At 50.0% G+C, this 19,379-nt stretch carries 19 protein-coding genes; 7 read left to right on the top strand and 12 right to left on the bottom strand.

Translation table 11 applies throughout. The features are described 5' to 3' along the window. The first annotated feature begins 32 nt into the window (after window positions 1-32). On the top strand, window positions 33-1,142 hold the full coding sequence (locus AC14M5_RS05190) for a C45 family autoproteolytic acyltransferase/hydrolase (RefSeq protein WP_484028578.1): 1,110 nt from the start codon (window positions 33-35) through the stop codon (window positions 1,140-1,142). A 276-nt stretch (window positions 1,143-1,418) separates the two neighbouring features. Here the strand turns inward: AC14M5_RS05190 and AC14M5_RS05185 are convergent, their stop codons facing one another. Both AC14M5_RS05185 and nadD read right to left on the bottom strand, forming a co-directional pair. Further along, on the bottom strand, window positions 1,419-2,573 hold the full coding sequence (locus AC14M5_RS05185; protein ID WP_484028577.1) for an MFS transporter: 1,155 nt from the start codon (window positions 2,571-2,573) through the stop codon (window positions 1,419-1,421). Between the two features lie 8 nt (window positions 2,574-2,581). After that, window positions 2,582-3,193 carry a nicotinate-nucleotide adenylyltransferase gene (gene nadD, locus AC14M5_RS05180; RefSeq protein ID WP_484028576.1) on the bottom strand — a complete coding sequence of 204 codons (612 nt, stop codon included), beginning with the start codon at window positions 3,191-3,193 and terminating at the stop codon, window positions 2,582-2,584. Window positions 3,194-3,266: 73 nt separating this feature from the next. Between nadD and AC14M5_RS05175 the strand changes: the two genes are divergently transcribed. From AC14M5_RS05175 to AC14M5_RS05165, 3 genes are all read left to right on the top strand, one after another. Next, window positions 3,267-4,163 carry a GAF domain-containing protein gene (locus AC14M5_RS05175; protein WP_484028575.1) on the top strand — a complete coding sequence of 299 codons (897 nt, stop codon included), beginning with the start codon at window positions 3,267-3,269 and terminating at the stop codon, window positions 4,161-4,163. A 157-nt stretch (window positions 4,164-4,320) separates the two neighbouring features. After that, window positions 4,321-5,499: an NAD(P)/FAD-dependent oxidoreductase gene (locus tag AC14M5_RS05170; RefSeq protein WP_484028574.1), complete on the top strand. Its 1,179-nt coding sequence runs from the start codon at window positions 4,321-4,323 to the stop codon at window positions 5,497-5,499. A 21-nt stretch (window positions 5,500-5,520) separates the two neighbouring features. After that, on the top strand, window positions 5,521-6,651 hold the full coding sequence (locus tag AC14M5_RS05165; RefSeq protein WP_484028573.1) for a TolB family protein: 1,131 nt from the start codon (window positions 5,521-5,523) through the stop codon (window positions 6,649-6,651). 226 nt (window positions 6,652-6,877) lie between these two features. Here AC14M5_RS05165 and AC14M5_RS05160 read toward each other — a convergent pair whose 3' ends face one another. Continuing rightward, window positions 6,878-7,639, bottom strand: coding sequence for an ABC transporter substrate-binding protein (locus AC14M5_RS05160; RefSeq protein ID WP_484028572.1), 762 nt, complete (start codon window positions 7,637-7,639; stop codon window positions 6,878-6,880). A 73-nt stretch (window positions 7,640-7,712) separates the two neighbouring features. Between AC14M5_RS05160 and AC14M5_RS05155 the strand changes: the two genes are divergently transcribed. Further along, the gene (locus tag AC14M5_RS05155) at window positions 7,713-9,263 is read left to right on the top strand and encodes an adenylate/guanylate cyclase domain-containing protein (protein ID WP_484028571.1); all 1,551 of its coding nucleotides are present in this window, start codon (window positions 7,713-7,715) and stop codon (window positions 9,261-9,263) included. A 45-nt stretch (window positions 9,264-9,308) separates the two neighbouring features. On the opposite strand, the gene AC14M5_RS05150 is transcribed toward AC14M5_RS05155, so the two are convergent. The 9 genes from AC14M5_RS05150 to AC14M5_RS05110 form a co-directional block, all read right to left on the bottom strand. Next, complete coding sequence (locus tag AC14M5_RS05150; RefSeq protein WP_484028570.1) at window positions 9,309-9,686, bottom strand: hypothetical protein; 378 nt, start codon at window positions 9,684-9,686, stop codon at window positions 9,309-9,311. A 239-nt stretch (window positions 9,687-9,925) separates the two neighbouring features. Beyond that, window positions 9,926-10,708, bottom strand: coding sequence for a MinD/ParA family ATP-binding protein (locus tag AC14M5_RS05145; RefSeq protein ID WP_484028569.1), 783 nt, complete (start codon window positions 10,706-10,708; stop codon window positions 9,926-9,928). A 30-nt stretch (window positions 10,709-10,738) separates the two neighbouring features. Next, window positions 10,739-11,476 carry a Crp/Fnr family transcriptional regulator gene (locus AC14M5_RS05140; protein ID WP_484028568.1) on the bottom strand — a complete coding sequence of 246 codons (738 nt, stop codon included), beginning with the start codon at window positions 11,474-11,476 and terminating at the stop codon, window positions 10,739-10,741. Continuing rightward, window positions 11,473-12,579, bottom strand: coding sequence for a PrsW family intramembrane metalloprotease (locus tag AC14M5_RS05135; protein ID WP_484028567.1), 1,107 nt, complete (start codon window positions 12,577-12,579; stop codon window positions 11,473-11,475). The genes AC14M5_RS05140 and AC14M5_RS05135 overlap by 4 nt, the downstream gene beginning before the upstream one ends. A gap of 116 nt (window positions 12,580-12,695) precedes the next feature. After that, window positions 12,696-14,342, bottom strand: coding sequence for a TolB family protein (locus AC14M5_RS05130; protein WP_484028566.1), 1,647 nt, complete (start codon window positions 14,340-14,342; stop codon window positions 12,696-12,698). 127 nt (window positions 14,343-14,469) lie between these two features. Beyond that, complete coding sequence (locus AC14M5_RS05125) at window positions 14,470-14,943, bottom strand: hypothetical protein (protein WP_484028565.1); 474 nt, start codon at window positions 14,941-14,943, stop codon at window positions 14,470-14,472. A 179-nt stretch (window positions 14,944-15,122) separates the two neighbouring features. After that, window positions 15,123-16,889 carry a TolB family protein gene (locus tag AC14M5_RS05120; RefSeq protein ID WP_484028564.1) on the bottom strand — a complete coding sequence of 589 codons (1,767 nt, stop codon included), beginning with the start codon at window positions 16,887-16,889 and terminating at the stop codon, window positions 15,123-15,125. A 124-nt stretch (window positions 16,890-17,013) separates the two neighbouring features. After that, window positions 17,014-17,475, bottom strand: coding sequence for a hypothetical protein (locus AC14M5_RS05115; protein WP_484028563.1), 462 nt, complete (start codon window positions 17,473-17,475; stop codon window positions 17,014-17,016). Between the two features lies 1 nt (window position 17,476). Next, the gene (locus tag AC14M5_RS05110; protein WP_484028562.1) at window positions 17,477-18,031 is read right to left on the bottom strand and encodes an RNA polymerase sigma factor; all 555 of its coding nucleotides are present in this window, start codon (window positions 18,029-18,031) and stop codon (window positions 17,477-17,479) included. A 196-nt stretch (window positions 18,032-18,227) separates the two neighbouring features. On the opposite strand from AC14M5_RS05110, the gene AC14M5_RS05105 reads away from it, so the two are divergent. Continuing rightward, window positions 18,228-18,983, top strand: a complete 756-nt coding sequence (locus tag AC14M5_RS05105) for a MinD/ParA family ATP-binding protein (protein WP_484028561.1) — start codon at window positions 18,228-18,230, stop codon at window positions 18,981-18,983. A 27-nt stretch (window positions 18,984-19,010) separates the two neighbouring features. Next, window positions 19,011-19,343 (top strand): hypothetical protein, encoded by a 333-nt coding sequence (locus AC14M5_RS05100; RefSeq protein ID WP_484028560.1) that lies wholly within the window; start codon window positions 19,011-19,013, stop codon window positions 19,341-19,343. Window positions 19,344-19,379 lie beyond the last annotated feature (36 nt).

The following is a 19,379-nucleotide window of genomic DNA, read 5'->3' as shown; positions in this document are numbered from 1 at the left end:
TCTGAGGCGGTTTTATTTTTTGGAGGAAGTTTATGTTAAAGCACGAAATCCCAGATACCCAAATTCACAATACACCCCCACCCTTAATTGAAATCTCCGGTTCACACCGCGAGATGGGACGTCAGATCGGCGAAGCCGCGCGTGTCCAAGTCCAAAACAGCATAGCCAACGCGCGTATCCTGATCGATGCCGCATATGATACTCTTGAACTCACCTGGGATGGCGCGAAAATACAAGCGCGCAAATACCTGCCTTTTGCGGAAGAGCAATATCCACAATATGTGGATGAACTGCGCGGCATTGCCGAAGGTGCAAATATTCCATTTGACGACATCATGGTGCTCAATGCGATGGAAGCCGTCACCATGGATGCGCTGCACCTCACCCGCTGCACCAGCATGGCGGTCAATGATGAGCGCACAGCGGATGGTCACGTGCTCGCGGCGCATAACGAAGATTGGATTCCAGAAGATGAAGGCGATGTACTTATCATCTCTGCCAAACCTGACAAGGAACCCCCGTTTCTTGCCATGACCTATGGCGGGCTCCTGCCCAATGTCGGATTCAACGCTTATGGCATTGCCCAACTAATTGACTCGGTATACCCCAGTGATTCACGCATTGGCATTCCTCGCCTCGTTGTGGCACGGGCTGTTCTCGCATCCCGCCGCATGTCCGGCGCAATCGGGCGCACCCTCATCCAGCATCGCGCAGCAGGTTACAATCATTTGCTGATCCACGAAAGCGGAGAGATCTATTCGATAGAAGTCTCGTCTCGTAAATTTGAAATCCTGTATGCAAATGATGGCTACATGGTTCACACAAACCATTACATCGACCCACAAATGAAGCAGATCGAAAAAGACCCCGAAGAACTGCTCTCATCGCGTGTACGTTACTTCCGCGCCTCACGCCTGCTCCGCCAGAATGAAAAACATTCCATTAAAAGTTTGCAAGCCATTCAAAAGGATCACGTCAACATTCCGAACTCGATCTGCAACCACAATATAGAAGGGCTTGACCCGCTCGACCGAGAAAAGACGATCAATGCCTTGGTCATTGACTTAACCTCACGTGAAATGCACATCGCATGGGGAAATCCCTGCCAGAATAGCTACCATACGTATCATTTGAATGCGTAAAAGAATAAGCAACTTACCGTACGCAGATTCAATCCCGAAGGGATGGCAAGATTATAGGAAATTGCCCAAACCAGCATCAAATCCCGAAGGGATGTCATTGTTTTTTAGCAAAGCCATGTCACCCCTTCGGGGTTTGAATCCATCTTTGCTTTATGTCTATAATCATTTCACTCCTTCGGAGTTATGTGTGCATGAGCGGTAAGGTGAGTAGGTAACAAGTAACAAGAAAGAGTCTGTTGATGAATAGACTCTTTCTTGTCGTCAGTAATGATTCGATCAACCAATTGAGGATATCGCTGGTTCCTTCAAAAACAATGCCAGAGGTGACGCAAGCAGGACCATGCCCATTGTTAAAGTCAATACAAATGGAAAGCCGTATAATTCCGCCAAGTGACCGGTATAAAGCAAGCCCAGCGCGCCAGAAGAAAAGATAAATCCTAATATCAACCCGGATGCCAGGGCCATCCCACCGGGGATGATCCGCTGGGCGAAGACTACCATAATGCTGTGCACCGCACCGGTGAATGCGCCCGCAAGAGGGATAAGCACATATAACCAAGGTGACCACCCGATGATGCTGACAAGGTAGATGGGGATGGATGCCAGAAATAAAACAAAGGCAGCGATGAAGCGTTTGCTATAACGATCACCAAAGTATCCGCCGAAAACATTTCCCAAAGCAGAACCGCCCATGAACAGCCCCGCCATGCTGCCATAGACTGTTGCACTCTGCCCCAAATCTTTAATATATTTGGGAATGAGATTCACCATATTTGCCTGCGCCCATGACTGCAGAGCCGCCACCAATGCCAGCACAATAATGAACACGAGGCCAGCCTGTGTGCGATTTGAATGAACTGTTTGTGCAGGCCTCGGATGTGGATGGTTGGCGCGCAATTGGTAAAACAATGTAAAGCCAACTGGAATGGAAACGATCGGCACAATGAACATACCGGGAACTTTATAAGAGGCCAGGATAAAACCCGTAATAATTGGGCCGATAAAATGCCCAAGCTGACCTGCCGTAAAAAAGAGTGAGGTAGAAGTGGCTTCACGCCCCGCCAGGAGGTCACGTCCGCGTAAGGTGGCTTGGACAGCACCAACCGGATGAAACGCGGAGGACCCCAGCGCCGCGATGATCAAACATCCCAAGCCAACGTTACCAGGTAGAAACAAGGCCGCAGAATAAAAGACCGTCATCCATAGCACGCCGCCAGCCGCCAGCCAACGTGGACCTGCGCGATCTGAGATCCAACCGAAGAAGGGCTGTGTCAGCGCAGAGGCCCAGATATAAATTGTAGAAAATAAAGCGATTTGTGATTCGCTTAAGCCAAGATAGGTTAGCAAAACAGGTCGGCTGGCGTTGAACGTATCCACCATGAAGTGGCTGAGGGCAATGGATGAAAAGATGGAATCAAGGAATAGTGACATGTTTGTTGTTATTTCCCACGATACAGATGATGCGATTCAATGTATTTGTACACTGATGGAGGGACATAATATCGATACACTTCTTCCTCAGCAATTCGGCGGCGCAACTCACGCGAGGAGACGGGCTGTAAAAGCGCATTAATGAAAACCAGCTTTTCCGCAATACCTGGAACTTTTTCCTCCAACTCGGAGAGGTTGCTTAAGTCGCCGGGGCGGCGCATCACGCCGATTTTGGAAACAGCAGCTACCAGGTCCGAACTGAAGCGCCAGGTGGGTAAGTCCCTCAGTGAATCGCCGCCGATCAAAAGGATGATGTCGGCTGAGGGTTCCTGTTCGGCGATCAATCTAACCGTGTCTATGGCATAGTGCGGCCCGGGGCGGTCAATTTCAAGATGTGAAATTTCAAAGGTTGGGTTATCAGCAACCATACTTTGCAGCATCGGCAGGCGGTGCTTGAGCGGAGTGATGGGCTGTTCCTGTTTATGTGGAGGGTCTGGTGTAAGCACCCAAAGCAGGCGGGAGAGGTTGAATTGATAAGCGGCTTCACTGGCAAGGATGAGATGCCCGATATGTGGCGGGTCAAACGTGCCGCCAAAGTATCCAATTTTTTTTTGTGACATGAGGGTAGTATATCTCAAAGTTTTATGGGGACATGCGTATTTTTTGGTATACTCTTTCGCAACAGGCTATAACATGTCTAACCTTACAATGATCAGTTCCACTTCCCCACTTAAACGGATCATCCACGCTGTACGCGCAGTGGAAAACGGGGAATATACGCCCGATCTATTAAGTGACCTCGCCCAAGACCCCGGTGACCTGGGTCAATTGGCGCGAATGTTGGATGCAATGGCGCGCAGTGTAACGTTCCGTGATAATCAATTACGCCTGTTGAGAAAAGTGATCCCCATTGGTGTTTCACTTTCTGCAGAAAAAGATTTTAACCGCCTGCTGGAAACCCTGGTGGTGGAGGCGCAGTCTGTTACACATGCGGACGCCGGCACGTTATATCTATTGGAAAATGATGCGCTGAAATTTGTGATCCTGCGAAACACATCGCTCAACCTGGATATGGGTGGCACAAGCGGAAACGATATCCCTTTTTATCCGGTGCGGTTGCACAATGAAGATGGAAGTGAAAACCGCGCCAATGTAGCCTCGCACGCCGCTTTAACTCGCAAGCGCATCAATATCGCCGATGCGTACCAAGCCGAGGGGTTTGATTTTTCTGGCACAAAATCCTTTGATGTTCGTACAAAATATCGTTCCAAATCCTTCCTCACCATCCCTCTGGATAATAAAGAAGGACATGTGATCGGCGTGCTGCAACTGATCAACGCAAAGGATATGGAAACTGGTGAGATCGTGCCCTTTGCTGATGATGATGTACTGGAGGCGCTGGTCTTGCTGGCAACTGCCGCGCTGGATGGATATATCCGCGAGGCTTCTCTGCGCCAGGAGATCGCCAAACTTAAAATTGAGATCGATGAAACGCGCCGGGCCCATCAAGTGGCGGAGATCACAGATTCACAATTCTTTAAGGATCTGAAAAGTAAGGCAACACAAATGAGGTCTAGAGACAATAAATAGAACGAACGGGGGTAATTTAAGCTTCAACTCAGCTTTCAAAAGTGTAATATCGTTTCATCTCCTAAAAAAACCCTTTTGGGCGTAAATTTGCCACTAAGGTTACAAGGGCACGCGTATGGCTATTGCACCCAAATCATATAACCTTGAAGGAAACTATATGCCGAAAAATTATGATGCAATCGTGATCGGGGCGGGCGTGATGGGCACAAGTATTGCATTTCACCTCACAAAACGAGGTATAAAACCGATTATTTTGGAGCGCAAGCAGGTAGGGTTTGGCGCTACAGGCAGTTCCAGCGGACTCGTGCGTATGCATTACGACCTGCAAGTGGAATCGCAACTTGCCTGGGAAAGCTTTCAATATTTCCGAAATTGGAATGAGCGCGTCGGCGGCGAGTGCGGATTCCGCCGCACAGGCTTTTTGCATATCGAACCAGCCCATCATTTAAATCAATTACGCGGCAATGTAGAAATGCAGAAGAAATTGGGAATTCCCACCGAAGTTATCACAGGGGACGATGTAAAAAAACTTTCTCCGTCCTTTACAACAGATGATATTGAATTCGCGGCATATGAGCCAGAGTCAGGTTATGCAGATGCAACGCTCACCGCGAATTCATTTTTAACCGGTGCAAAAGAGGGTGGAGCTGACTATATGCAGGATTGCGAAGTGACCAGCATTGATGTCACATCAGGCGGGATAACCGGTGTGCAAACCACACGCGGTAATTTCTCCGCCCCCATCATTATCAATGCTGCCGGAGCATGGGCTGGTAAAGTCAGCGAGATGGTTGGAGTGCATATCCCATTGGATACCTGGACTCATGATGTAGTTCACGTGCGCCGCCCTGCTCATCTTGACGAACATCTGACAGTGATAGACAGTTCGCTCGGCATGTACTTTCGGCCTGATTCAGGCGGCCTGACCTTGATCGCCCTTGAAGATGACAGCCGCATCGGCGAATCACCCGAAGCAGACCTCGGCTACGTTGCCAAGGATTTCGTAGAACGCGCCATAGATCGTATTTGTATGCGCATCCCCGCCATGATAGAGGGATCGTTGCACTCCTCTCATGTTGGAAGAGATGGCCTAACTCCAGATCAACGAGCAGTGATCGGCGCGGCAGGCCCCGAAGGGTATTACCTTGTCACCGGCTTTAGCGGCACTGGCTTCAAACTTTCCCCTGCCATTGGGTTGTGCGTCAGCGAACTTATCCTCGATGGAAAATCCAAGACAGTTGATATATCAGGTTTTAACCCCATGCGTTTTGAACACGGTGAGATGCTTAAAGGTCAGTACGACTATGGCTTCATCTGGCGTAATGCAAAATCTTAACTTTATAGAGACAAGGAAAATATGAAACCAAATTACAACAAACTTTACAAATTGATCGCCAGTATGGCATTGCTTATTGTTGCCGGCATATTAAGCGCATGTGGTCCCACAACTGGCCTCGAAGGTGCTGGCGGTCTCGGCACAGAAGAAGCTGTTGCCACCGACCCGGGCCAAACATCCCCAACCGGGGAACCCGCCCTCACACCCATCCCAGATGCCTTCGGGCATATCGTCTTTGTATCCAACAGAGATGGTCAAATGAGTTTATACAGCACAACTCCCGATGGCGTTGAACAAACCCGGCTGACAAACTCAGCCTCAACTACAGATGATATCAGCCCGATCGTTTCCCCGGATGGAACGCGCGTGGCGTTTGTCTCCACTGTTGATGAGAACATGGATATTTATATTCTCGATCTCAATACACTCGCCGTGAAGCGCGTCACTGATACAGCCGAAAGGGATGCGGCTCCGTCCTGGTCTCCAGATGGACAGCAACTGGTTTTCGAATCGTTCCGCGATGGCAACCTCGAAATTTACATTGCCAATGTAGATGGCTCAAATCAAATCCGCCTCACCAACGATCCTGCTGGCGATAGCAACCCCGTCTGGTCGCCCGTCACCAATGAGATTGCATTTGTAAGCAACCGCTTCGGCAACTCGGATATTTTATTGCTGACAACTAACGGTGCCGTTTCCACTTTGACGACAAACTCCGCTCCTGACTCCGCCCCAGCCTGGTCGCCAGACGGAAGCTTGATCGCATTCAAAACCTCTACCGGCGAACTCTCCAACCTGTGCCTGATCGGCCGCGACGGCCTTAATCAGCGCTGCCTCACCAACGCCCCATCAGAATACGGCTCACCAGTCTGGTCACCAGATGGTTTATGGGTGGCCGCCAATGCCAAGCAAAGCGCAGGGTATGGGATAAACGTTTTCAATATTAGCGATGGAAGCATCGTACAATTATTTTCCCAGGGCATTGATCCCCGCGGAACCCCGGCCTGGTCACCTGAAGGCGCAAGGCTTGCGTTCCAAGCTCAGTCCGCCGGAGACATGGAGCTTTATTTAGTCGTCGTGCCAACCAACGAATTCATCCGTCTCACATCCACCGTGGCATACGACGGTGAACCAACATGGACTGGGCAATAAACATTATTGATATCGACACCAAACTTCGTCAGTGCGAGCCACTGCTCCTGTGCTTTGGTGGCGAAGCAATCTCCCTCAATAACATAGGATTGCTCACCTACACTGCAACAAACGCAGTGCAGCGCAAGTGTCGGGCAAGAGCGCCATCGCAATGACGGATGTAGTTTAGTGAATCAAAAAAGCCAGCCCTTACCGGGCTGGCTTTTTTGATTATTTCATTGTGAAGCTAGTCTAAAGTTACATCCATGTTTTCGCTGGGGATGGCTGTAGCGTCCCAATAACCTGCGAAGGGCTCAAGGGTTACGGTTGAACCGCTGAGTGACGCAAATTTGTAGGGCCCAGTACCACCATCTCCTGCACTGAAAGCGTTGGGGCTGACGATGGAGAAAGCCGGGTTGGAAAGCTTGGTCGGGAAATCCACATCCGCTGTATTCAAGTGAACCAGTACGGTGAAGTCGTTCACTTTTTCAATGCCGTCATAAATGGACTTGGCTTTCCCGTCATCAGTAACCTCGCCTTTGAAGCCGCCAAAGTTTTCGGCCCATGCGGCAAATTCACCGGAACCGCGATTGGCATCGTTGGGGTCAAACCAGCGGTTGAAGTTCGCAACCACAGCATCTGCATTCAAGGTGGAGCCGTCATGGAAGGTTACACCGGGGCGCAGGTTGAAGATATAGTCCAGGCCGTCTTCAGAAACGGTAAAGGATTCGGCGATGACGCCAACCGCAGCATCACCCTCAAGGCGTACCAGCCCTTCGTACAGGTAGCCGACAGCGGCCAGGGCGTTGTCACCCGTTGCATTGGCAGGATCAAGTATCAGGTCCGAACTGGAAGCGACGGAGGCAGTGGCTGCAGGTGCACTGGTTGCCGCTTCTTCTATCGGCAGTGGTGCTGCTTCTGTAGCTGCTCCCCCGCCGCAGGCCGCCAGCAACAAGCCAGCGATCAATAATAGACTTAATAAAAGAAGGCGCGTGTGTTTCATTTTCATTCATCTCCTCTGAATTAATTTATGATTCCGCAAATGCGGTAATCTCACTCTTGTTTCAAGTATAATACGTTTTATGCTCCCTGAGTCGCCACTCACCACAATTGAAAGCCGTCTGCGATATTTACTTCCGGCTGAAATGTATGCCGCAATGTGGGGCAATCCGTCAGTGGATATTATGATTGAAGTCCACAAACATTTGCGGACATTGCAACGGATTTTGCATGATTACACTTCACGGCAGATCGATGTCAGTTCATTGAAACCAGGGGACGTAAAGCCCGAATGGAAATACGGTACGATGATGTTCACCGATCTGGCGGGTTTCACGAAACTGATGGAAGCTAATGCGGCCAAGGGGCGTGAGGGGGCGGAAGACCTGCTGAAACAGTTAACCAAATATTTTTCCGCGATGATCGCGGTCATTAGCAAATCTGGTGGAGATCTGGTTGAATTTACAGGCGACGCACTGCTGGTGATGTTCCCAAAAACTGACAAGAACGATGATACTCTGCGAGCGGTGCGCGCCGGGTTGCGTATGCAAAGGGCCATGAAGGAATTTGCAGAGATCGAAACCCCTTCGGGCATTGTTAATCTAAAGATGCGAATTGGCATCCATTACGGCAGGTTCCTGACAGCAGATATTGGAACGCCGCGCCGCATGGAGCATGTATTGCTAGGTAAGGATGTGCAGCAGGCGAAGCTGACGGAAAGTAAGGGCCGCAACGAGCGTGTGAATCTGTCAAAGAAGGCTTATGAACGAGTGGTTGACCACTTCCGTTTTGAAGATGGCGAACCTGAATATCATCTTGTAATCGATGATCTTACCGACGACCAGTTGGGTGAGTATGAGATCACGCCACTGGGCAGGCGCATGGCAAGCGGTGTTGTATTCAACCGTGATAAGAGTGAAGTCATGCAACAGATCACGAGCCTGCTTAATTCCATTGAGCCAATTGCCAGTTTTATTCCTGCACCTGTGCTTTCCCTGCTTGTAGAAAGCGCCGCAGATAGAAAAATTCCCCCGGATTTCCCGCAACCCACTATCATGTTCGTTAACTTTGTTGGCCTGCCCGAATCGGCTGACCGCGCATTACCCGGTGAAGAGAGAAAGCTGGCGCTCAGTTATTCGAGGGCGTTTTCGTTGATCAATGCGGCTGTGGAATCACGCGGCGGGGTGTTGAAGAAAGTTACCTATCACCTCTCAGGTTCAGATATTGTGATTTATTTTGGCGTGCCAACCGCCCACACAAACGATGAGATGCGCGCCGCCTCTGCGGCCATTGCGATCCGCGAAGTTATTACAAACATCAGCTTGAAAGCGCCGACAATTGGAAATGTGCAACCTGAGATCTTTTGCCAGATCGGGATCCACACCGGCCCCACATTCGTGGCGGAAGTTGGTGACCCTCGAGGTCGCCGCGAATACAATGTACTGGGAGATACCGTCAATACTACAGCGCGTTTGATGAACCGCGCCCAGAAAAACCAGATCGTTATCTCCGATGCCGTGAGGAAAGCCGTCGAGTCTAAATATGAATGTGAACCGCTGGGGGAATTTTCGCTAAAGGGTAAAAGCTTACCCGTGCCGCTTTTTGAACTGGCAAAACAAAAATCAAAAAATTAGATGAAAAAATGACGGTTTCCAGGAAGCCGTCATTTTTTGTTAAGTTTATTCTGTGTCTTTAGGCTTGTCTTTTAATTTCGAATCCAGAGAAGACCAGATGCCTGCCGCCAGTGTGCTGCCCGCCTTGCGGCGCAGGTTCACTTTGTAAATGGCTTTTTCACCTTCCCCAATACGGATCAGCCAGAATTGCTGGGTCAATGTTGAAAGCGCATCATTCAAGTCATCACGCGAGAGGCGCTCTTTCTCAGGCATCGCGTCCATGGTTTCACAGAGTTGAGTGTAGTTCAATTGAAGCTCACGCAGCATCAATCGCATGATCTTTCGCAGCGCTGGCGGCAAGTCGACAAGATCAAGAGCTGTGATCCCGCCTTCCTGCTGTTTGTTTTCTATTTCCTTATTTAACCGATCAAAGACTCCAGGCATGGCAACCTCTTCTAATCTCAGTACAACTCAGGCATACTGATCGGTTCCGGCTGCGGCTCACATTCACCGCACCAGATGACATTTGCTACCGCTAAACCTTTAGGCGTGTTATTGGCGCCCACGAACATCGTTAAAAACGTGGACATGGTTGCCGCATGATCCTTGCAGACAAATCGTCCACAAAAAGAGCAGGAAGCACGTGCGGCCTCCTCACAATGCCAGCATTTCATGGTGTGCTCCTATTTGACAGCCAGAACAGCCTGCGCCACTTCGCGCAAAGCTTTCGACCAGTCATGGTCTGGAAAACGAAGGGAGAAAAGATCGTTACTGGCATTATCCGCCAGGTCGAATGAAAGCGGTAAAACACCGGCCACCGGTGCATTGAATTTAGTTTGAACTTCGTTCTTGAGTTCCACAAAATCATATTTGGGCAGGGCTTTGTTTACCATCAGGATCAGGTTCGGCACATCCAGGCTGCGGGCTATATCCACAGTTACTGAAGTTCCCTGCAAGTCCTGATTGTCCGGACGCAGAATGATGATCAAAATATCGGATGTGGCTATCGAGAGCAAGGTCTCTTCGTTCAAACCTGGGTGTGTATCAATAAAAAGATAATCCAGATCAAATTCCTTGATGGTGCTTTGCAATCCCTCATTCAGCTTGTTGAAATCGATCCCTTCTTTCAATATCTGGCTGATCTCACGTCCGCGAATGCTGGAAGGAAAAAGCCAAAGATCCTTTCCGGCCAGCTTGGAGCGCCCTTCGGCCCCCGCGCTATGCTCGCCGATGGGAAAACCGATCTCGCGGATCGTAGCTTTGCCATGCAAATAATCGTTCATGGTCTTGCCCATTTTGGCTTCGTCCAGGCCAAACAAAACATGAATACCCGGAGATTGGATATCCGTATCCACAACCCCGACGCGCTTGCCAGCCATTGCCACTTGCGCCGCCAGGTTTGCAGTGGTGTTTGATTTTCCCGTCCCGCCTCGAAAAGAATGAATGGAAACAATTTTGCCTTTCATGAGCCTCCAAAGGATATCACGTGTTGAGCACTATTCCTTCAATCGCCTCTGCCTCAAAGCCTTGGCCTGCTCTTTGAGTTGTGCGTAAAATTCCGTCCCTGTGATCTCTTCAAATTCCTGCTTCCTGCGCGCCTGGTCGATCTCAAAATTCAACTTTTCCAATTGCTGTTTCAGCCCTTCTTCACGTTCCTTCACCCGTCGCACCATGGTAAAGAATGCCGCCAGAAGCTGGGTTGCCTTATCATCATCTGAGGCAGTGTTGTTTATGCCTGGCTGGGTCTGATCGATAAATGAATAATCACCCTCGGCCAGTTTTTGCGACCAGTCAATGGCTCTTTCAATATACGTGGTAGAAAAACGCAGGCGGTTTGAATAACTACGAATGATCGAAAGTGAAACATCCGGGCGTTTATCCAGAATTTCTTCAAAAACATCCTGTTTCAATTCCAGCACTTCAGCATCTTCCAAGGCAATCACCGTAGCAGAGCGCGGAACGCCATCGATCAGAGCCATCTCGCCGATGGTTTCGCCGGGCCCGCATTTATTGATGATCAACTCGTCCCCTTTCGAGTCCTCGGTCACGATCTTCATCCAACCGTAATGCACAAGAAAAAGCGAATCACCTGCCTCCCCTTTTCTGATCAGCACTTCGTCCTTTGCAAGTTTTCGCGTGGATGCTTTTTCCGCAACCGTTGCGAGCGCTTCATCGTTGAGTTCGCTAAAGAGGGTTGTCTTTTTTAATTGGCTAAGAATGTCTTCTTGGCTCATGGTTGATCATCTTCCTGTGACTTGGATGACTGTACACGGCTGGTAGCACGATCCCAAAGCCCGCCTCCCTTTTGACCTGTGCTTGATTCAGCGATACGGGCATTGATCGAACCCCAAAGATTCATATCCTGCGCCAGATATACCTGGCGGACGAATAACATACAATAAAAACCGATCTCAGTGCGCAGCACTTCCATCTCGGCATGCAGGCTGCGGATAATTTCGTTCATCTCTTGTTTCTTGCTTTCGCTAAAGGTAGAGTCAAGTAATTTTGTCTTGATCCCGATCTCTGCCTGTTTACTAAGCATAGTCTTGACCTTCCCCGCTTTTTCGTCTCCAAACTGCAGCGCCAGAGGTTTCAATAACTCGTCCAATTCCTCTATCTTGTCTAATGCTTTTACTTCATTCCTGGTAACGCGGTTTAGGTCACCCAGTTTTTCAGCCAGCCATTCTTTCTGGGTATTCAATCCTCTTCGGATTGCAACAAAGATCAAACCGAACCCAGCCACACCGATAATGATTGCAAAGATCAAAACCGTCCCAGCATTGACCAATGTATTAAAGATCATATGGAAAGACATGGCAAACGAGTAGCCCAACAATAACCAGGAAAAGCCCTTCACTCCGCGTTCTGCCCGATTCATGGAAAGGGCCACCCCGATCACCCCGCTGCCTGTTGCATGAACAAGATTTGTGGAAAATACACGTGCCAATGCTACCGTGACAGCAATCTCAGGGTTGCCAAAAATATATTCAGAATTCTCAATAATTGCAAATCCGATCCCCGCACCAAAACCGTAGACCGCGCCGTCTACAACATAATTAAAATCCGCACGCTGAACGAGATAGATCAAGATCAGGCTTTTTAGTAATTCCTCCACAGTTGGCCCCACAATGCGTATCACCTGCTGTCGCGTTGCCCATCCCGCATTGATGATGGCAGGGTTGACCTGTGCTGCAAGCAGGTAGGCAATTATCCCCCACACAATTGTAGTTAGCACAAAGTGAAATTTACCGGTGGCAAACAGATCTCGTTTCTTAACGATGTACAAAAACAACAAAGGAATAACAAACGCGATGCCCAGAGCGGTATAAATTAACATAAGAGAAATCATACCGTAACTATAGAGCCCCCGCAAGACCAGAAAAATGACAAAACGATAAAAAGAGACGACAGGCATTTCTGCCTGCCGCCTCCTTTTCACACTATCTTACTATCTTAGTAGCCTCGGGAACCAGGTTCCTTGGAGGGTGACCATTGTGACCACTTGTCTGTGGAAGGATCAAGTGTGATCTCATAGATATCACTGTCACCCTGCCACCAGGTGGAGAAGATGTCCGGGTTGCCGGTGCGGGTGGAGGTAAATGATACGTCCGTACCACCGCAGTTCCAGGTCGGGGCTGAGTCTACCCCACCGAAATCGGTCAACTGATATTCGGTGTTGGTGGTTAGGTCGTAGGTGAAGACGTCGGTGTTGTCACCTGTGGTCACCTGGTAGGCGATACGGTTGCCTTCCGGTGACCAGGTTGCATTGCCCGCGTCGCCACTGATCGAGATCTGCTGGAAGGATTGACCCTGCAAGTCGGACACGACCAGATCCCAAGTGCCAGCTATATTCATAAGGAAAGCCAGTTGCTTGCCGTTTGGCGACCAGCTTGGGAAGAGCACATCCTGAGCAAAAGATGTCACCTGATATTCGGTACCAGTGGAGATGTCGAAAAGGTAGACATTCCATGAACCAGAGCGGTTGGAGGAGTAGGTGAACCAATTCGCATCCGGGGACCAGAAGGGATTCACATCGTCTGCCACATCAGAGGTCAACTGCAATTCTTCGCCGGTATCCTTGTTGAGCAGGAAGATATCCCAGTTACCGTTTCGATCACTCTGATACAACACCGACTGGTTATCCGGTCCGAACATCGCATTGATGTTGTTGGACTGAGTATTAGTCAGCCGAGATTGTGACTTGCCCATGCTGTCGGTCAGATAGAGTTCCACATTGCCGTCACGGGTGCTCTGGAACACAACCCATTCGTCATTGTCTGAGCGGCTGGGGCGGGAGTCCACTGAAATGTTGTTGCTCAGGTTGATCGCCTCAATGCCTTCCAAACCTTCGAGCCCATCCAGGCGGAAGACTTCGAGATCGCCAGAGCGGAAGGAGTGGAACATGATCCAATTCGGGCAGGAGCCTGCCACAGGAGGTGTCTTGGCTTTTACTTCCGTAATTGGAGGCGCACAAATCGGGTTAATTGCAGGGTCGCAAGTAGGAGGCTCAGTGGGAGGCGCGCAACTCGCGTCAGTTGCAGGATCGCAGGGAGGTGCGCAACTCGCGTCAGTTGCAGGATCACACAAAATTTGTGTGATCCCACAAATCGGATCCACTTCCCCTTGAGCAGCGCGGCAATTGGCATGTGCACTGCCATTGACTGGGTGGCCTTTGCCATGATCGCCCTGACCACAGGGAAGTCGGTTCTCGGTGTTATCTAAACACGGGTCAAGGGATTCGTTCTTGGAACCACGCACATCTACACCCTCGGGGTTCTGATCATTGGTATTTCCAGCAACACCACTGCCACCCGGGTCGGTGTTACCACCCCCGCCACCCTGGTTGCCGCCACCCCCACCACCAGCATCGTTAGAGTTACCGCCTCCGCCTCCGCCGCCACCGCCCTGACCATTGTCACCATCATTACCGCCACCACCGCCCTGACCACCTGGGTCATCCGGCTTGCCCCCACCGCCGGCGCCGCCTTCCAAACCTGGAGCAGAACCGCAGGCGGAAAGCAGAATCGATAGGACTGCTATCACTGCAATCAGCACGAAGATACTTCGCTGCCAATTGGGTTTCTTTGTTGAACTATTCATTACTCTCTCCTTGTTAGTTTTTATATCAATTGGTCTTTCTTCAATAAGAGTTGGCAAATGTTCGTATCTATAAAAACCTCCTTGCCATCAATTGATTCCAATTTTACGCCCTGTTATGTATGCGATTTTATTTGCGGCGATTTATCCATAATATAAACAAAATCACCCCTGCCAGCCCTGCAATCACCAACACTCCCCCCAGAGGTGTTTGCGCAGTGGCAGTGGTGGATGACCCGGTTGTTGAAAACAATGGTGATAGGATCAGGAAGATGAGCAAGGCGCCCAATATTCCTGCCGCCGCTCCCACCTGCGGGCGGGTTTGCAAGGTTTCCAACCATCGTTTCCAAAACGGCTGCTCTTTCTTCTGTTCTTCACGCTTTATACGGTTCTTCAGACGAACGTGCATTTGTTTCACTCGCGCTTCGTCCAATGCAATGGGTGGGTAAGCGGTCTTCAAGCGTTGGACTGTCTCCTCAAGCAGGAGCAGTTCTTCGTCCACGTTTGAGGCGCTTTTTTGCACCTGCCCCTCGATCACACCATCTGTGAAGTCTGCCAGCCGGTCATCTTGATTCGAACTGAGGGTATTACTTGGTCGGCTCATTTCATCCATCCAGATGTTGCTAAAAATTTGGCTGTTATTATTTTGTTAAGGTGCAAACCCTATAAAATAGCAGGGTTATTTCTACAATCTTAGTAGAGAGAAAAGATGAAAAAGGGTTTATTTACAATTAAAAATTGAAGCGGCAACAGAGACTGTCACCGCTTCAATTTTAATTTATCTTAGTAGCCTCGGGAACCAGGTTCCTTGGAGGGCGACCATTGTGACCACTTGTCTGTGGAGGGATGGGTTGTGATCTCATAAATGTCACTACCACCCTGCCACCAGGTGGAGAAGATGTTCGGATTGCCATTCATGGTTGAGGTGAAGGACACGTCCGTACCACCGCAGTTCCAGGTTGGGGCTGAGTCTACACCACCGAAATCGGTTAACTGATATTCGGTGTTGGTGGTCAGGTCGTAGGTGAACACGTCAGTGTTGTCACCCGTTGTCACCTGGTAGGCGATGCGGTTGCCTTCCGGTGACCATGTTGCATTGCCCGCGTCGCCACTGATCGAGATCTGCTGGAAGGATTGACCTTGCAAATCAGACACAACCAGATTCCATGAACCAGCAATATTAATCAGGTATGCCAGTTGCTTGCCATTTGGTGACCAGCTTGGGAAGAGCACATCCTGAGCGATGGAGGTCACCTGATATTCGGTACCAGTGGAGATGTCGAAAAGGTAGACATTCCATGAACCAGAGCGGTTGGATTGGAAGGTGAACCAGCTTGCATCCGGGGAGAAGAAGGGATTCACATCGTCGAACTCGCTGGACGTCAATTGGGTTTCCTCGCCGGTATCCTTGTTGAGCAGGAAGATGTCCCAGTTACCGTTTCGGTCACTCTGGTACACCACTGACTGGTTATCCGGTCCGAACATCGCGTTGATGTTGTTGGACTCGGTAGTCGTCAGGCGGGATTGGGATTTGCCCATGCTGTCGGTCAGATAGAGTTCAATGTTGCCATCGCGAGCGCTCTGGAACACGACCCATTCGTCGTTGTCTGAGCGGCTGGGGCGGGAGTCCATCGAAGCGTTGTTGCTCAGGTTGATGGGCTCAATGCCTTCGGTGCCTTCAAATCCATCCAGGCGGAAGACTTCGAGATCGCCGGAGCGGAAGGAGTGGAACAGAATCCAGTTCGGGCAAGAGCCTGCCACAGGAGGCGTCTTGGCTTTTACTTCTGTGATCGGAGGAGGAGGAGGTGCACAACTTGGATCGGTTGTAGGATCGCAGGAAGGAGGAGGTGCACAGCTTGGATCAGATGCAGGATCACAGGGAGGAGGAGGTGCACAACTTGGATCACTTGCAGGATCGCAAGGTGGCTTCCCGCAGTCCTCTACTGCGGGATTGCAAAGAATTTCCGTTATACCGCAAACCGGGTCTACCTCACCTTGAGCGGCGCGACAATTGGCGTGTGCACTGCCGTTCACAGGATTACCCCGGCCATGGTCGCCCTGCCCACAAGGCAATTGGGCTTGGTCAGGCTGGTCAGCATTAAACTTATCCAAACAGGGATCGGATGGATCCTGGTTGGAGCCGCGGACATCTACGCCACCAGGGTTCTGAACATTTGGGTCACCGGTGCCGGGTTGGTTGTCGTTAGTATTTCCACCGCCACCACCTTGGTTACCACCACCGCCACCTTGGTCGTTACCACCCCCACCGCCTTGGTTTTCCTGGCCGCCACCACCCTGGTTTTCTTCGCCACCGCCACCCCCACCTTGATTTTCTTGGCCACCGCCACCACCCTGGCCGTTGTTTTCGTCATTACCGCCACCCTGGCCTTGTGAACCTGGGTCATCTGGCTTGCCGCCACCGCCGGCGCCGCCTTCCAAACCTGGGACAGCGCCGCAGGCTGAAAGCAGAATCGATAGGATGGCTACAACCGCAATCAGCACGAAGATACTTCGCCGCCAATTGGGTTTCTGATTATTTGAAATTTTCATAATTCTCTCCATTCGATAAATATAAATTGGTCCAATTTTTAGTTGACTGACATGCTTTTCAATAATTTGTCGCCTCCTTCTGAACTATTCAAATTGCGATATAACACCGTGAAATGTATGTCATTTATTTGCGGCGTTTTATCCATAATATAAACAAAATCACCCCTGCCAGACCTGCCACCACCAATATCCCCCCCAGAGGTGTCAGCGCGGTGGCAGTGATGGATGACCCGGCTGTAGTTAGTGAAGGGAATATCAATATGAAAATGATCAATAAACTTAGCGCGCCTACTACAGTCCCAAATTGCGGATGGGAGAACCATTTTTTCCAAAACGGTTGTTTTACCTCCTGCTCTTCACGCCTGATACGGTTCTTCAGGCGAACGTGCATTTGTTTCACTCGCGCTTCGTCCAATGCAGTGGGTGGGTAAGCGGTCTTCAAGCGCTGTACCGTTTGTTCGAGCAGGAGCAGTTCTTCGTCCACGCTCGAGGCGCTTTTTTGTATCCGCCCATTTATTACTTCATCTGTGAAGTCTGCCAGCCGGTCATCTTGATCTGATCTGAGGTTTTTATTGGGTCGGCTCATTTCATCCATCCAGATGATTGCGAAGCGCAGAGATCGCCCTGCGGAATAACGACTTGGTCGCTTCGAGGTTCTGGTCCATGAGACTTGCGATCTCACTGAATTGCATATCTTCGGCAAATCGAAGAATGATGATCTCACGATAATTCTCAGGCAGTTTTTGGAGCGCGCGTTGGATATAAATACGCTCTTCCATTACCTTGGACGTACTTCCTTCAGTTCGGCCAGACGCCTCGGAGAGCGGAGCAAGGAGTGGTTCCTGCTTGCGAGTGCGCTTCCTGTAAAATTCGGCTACTTTATGATTTGTTAAAGTACGAAGCCATGTGCCAAATTGCGAATCGCCCCGGAACGACGGGAGCGATTTCAAGGTTGCGATGAAAATCTCCTGGGTTACATCTTCAATGTCACTCTCTGGTATTACATACCGCACGCGTTTATACACGTTGGGGAGGTGACGATGATAAAGCGTATCAAACGCTTCTTTGTTTCCATCCTTGAATTGCTGGACGAGGACTTCATCGCTGATGTCTTGTGGAGATGGCTTGGAAGTGTTTTCCATATATTTAGTAGTCACAGGTGGCAAAAAGGGGTTGTGTAATTTTCGGGAAGGCAGCTGACTGTGTCATAAATTTCATGCAATATAACATAAAGGGGACAAGAACAGTAGGGAATTGACTTTCAGTCTAGTTAGGCTATAATCAGGAGAAAGCATTTTCCAAACTTTGGCAAGATTATCACAAAACTGGAGAGGGACGATGTCCAAAATCATTTCAATTCACTCTTTCCGTGGCGGCACAGGGAAATCGAACACAACGGCGAATATTTCCGCATTGCTGGCCATGGATGGAGCACGCGTTGGGGTTGTAGACACAGATATTGCATCACCTGGCATTCATGTATTGTTTAACCTGGATGAATCCGAAATGGTTCATTCCCTGAACGATTATCTTTGGGGGAAGTGCGGCATTGAAGAAGCCGCGCATGATGTAACCGGGCACGTTGGCGGCGAGATCAAGGGCCAGATCTTCCTCATCCCTTCCAGTATTAAAGCCGGTGAAATCGCGCGCATCCTGCGTGAGGGATATGACGTGGGATTGCTCAATGATGGTTTCCGCGATGTTGTGGAAAAACTGAAACTTGATTATCTTCTAATCGACACCCACCCGGGACTAAACGAAGAAACCCTGCTTTCGATTGCAATCTCAGATGCACTGGTGATCATCCTGCGCCCAGATTCACAGGATTACCAGGGCACAGCCGTTACGGTTGATGTTGCCAAGAAACTGGATGTGCCGAAGATGCTTATGCTGGTAAATAAAGTGCCGACTCAATTTGACCTTGATGACGTTCGTACACGCGTGGAACAAACCTATAACGCCACCGTTGCGGCAGTGTTGCCTCATTCAGATGAAATGATGACCCTCGCCAGCTCAGGCATTTTCTCCATCCGCTACCCCGATCATGCCATGACCAAGGGCCTGCGCAGCCTCGTGGACCAGCTCAAAAGCTAAGGCAGACTCTGGTTAAAGGAGAACGCCATGAGCGAGTCGCTTTTCAACATAGCGATGAAGGAACTGATGGATCGGAAGGAAGATGTCCGGCCATCGGATGTTGTCCTTTTCTCCGAACCGCTTCGTTCGGCGCTGAACTTTGTCATTCGGCTTGGGCGCTTCAGCCTGACTGAATTTGCTGAAAAACTGGAGTTCACACGGGACGAAACCAAAAAGATCGCAGACCTGCTGGTGGAACGAAACCTGTTCGTGGTTTCAAGGTTTTCGAATGCAGAGGAAACTTTTTACGAATCGCGCCTCTCTGCAATGACCCGCCCGCTTTCGCGCCCGCCCCCGGACATTTGGAAAAAAATAGATTGAACCTCACCCGCCCGCTTCTGGGCGGGTTTTCATTTC

Source organism: Candidatus Villigracilis sp., assembly GCF_057083605.1.
Note: the sequence above shows the minus strand (reverse complement) of the source record. Positions and strands in the feature narration are given on the sequence as shown.

Coding starts and splice junctions, on each gene's coding strand:
- AC14M5_RS05175 (WP_484028575.1), top strand. CDS start 3,267: ATGTCTAACCTTACAATGATCAGTTCCACTTCCCCACTTAAACGGATC.
- AC14M5_RS05185 (WP_484028577.1), bottom strand. CDS start 2,573: ATGTCACTATTCCTTGATTCCATCTTTTCATCCATTGCCCTCAGCCAC.
- AC14M5_RS05125 (WP_484028565.1), bottom strand. CDS start 14,943: ATGAGCCGACCAAGTAATACCCTCAGTTCGAATCAAGATGACCGGCTG.
- AC14M5_RS05165 (WP_484028573.1), top strand. CDS start 5,521: ATGAAACCAAATTACAACAAACTTTACAAATTGATCGCCAGTATGGCA.
- AC14M5_RS05135 (WP_484028567.1), bottom strand. CDS start 12,579: ATGTTAATTTATACCGCTCTGGGCATCGCGTTTGTTATTCCTTTGTTG.
- AC14M5_RS05140 (WP_484028568.1), bottom strand. CDS start 11,476: ATGAGCCAAGAAGACATTCTTAGCCAATTAAAAAAGACAACCCTCTTT.
- AC14M5_RS05150 (WP_484028570.1), bottom strand. CDS start 9,686: ATGCCTGGAGTCTTTGATCGGTTAAATAAGGAAATAGAAAACAAACAG.
- AC14M5_RS05145 (WP_484028569.1), bottom strand. CDS start 10,708: ATGAAAGGCAAAATTGTTTCCATTCATTCTTTTCGAGGCGGGACGGGA.
- AC14M5_RS05110 (WP_484028562.1), bottom strand. CDS start 18,031: ATGGAAAACACTTCCAAGCCATCTCCACAAGACATCAGCGATGAAGTC.
- AC14M5_RS05190 (WP_484028578.1), top strand. CDS start 33: ATGTTAAAGCACGAAATCCCAGATACCCAAATTCACAATACACCCCCA.
- AC14M5_RS05115 (WP_484028563.1), bottom strand. CDS start 17,475: ATGAGCCGACCCAATAAAAACCTCAGATCAGATCAAGATGACCGGCTG.
- AC14M5_RS05105 (WP_484028561.1), top strand. CDS start 18,228: ATGTCCAAAATCATTTCAATTCACTCTTTCCGTGGCGGCACAGGGAAA.
- AC14M5_RS05130 (WP_484028566.1), bottom strand. CDS start 14,342: ATGAATAGTTCAACAAAGAAACCCAATTGGCAGCGAAGTATCTTCGTG.
- AC14M5_RS05160 (WP_484028572.1), bottom strand. CDS start 7,639: ATGAAAATGAAACACACGCGCCTTCTTTTATTAAGTCTATTATTGATC.
- AC14M5_RS05155 (WP_484028571.1), top strand. CDS start 7,713: ATGCTCCCTGAGTCGCCACTCACCACAATTGAAAGCCGTCTGCGATAT.
- AC14M5_RS05170 (WP_484028574.1), top strand. CDS start 4,321: ATGCCGAAAAATTATGATGCAATCGTGATCGGGGCGGGCGTGATGGGC.
- AC14M5_RS05120 (WP_484028564.1), bottom strand. CDS start 16,889: ATGAAAATTTCAAATAATCAGAAACCCAATTGGCGGCGAAGTATCTTC.
- nadD (WP_484028576.1), bottom strand. CDS start 3,193: ATGTCACAAAAAAAAATTGGATACTTTGGCGGCACGTTTGACCCGCCA.
- AC14M5_RS05100 (WP_484028560.1), top strand. CDS start 19,011: ATGAGCGAGTCGCTTTTCAACATAGCGATGAAGGAACTGATGGATCGG.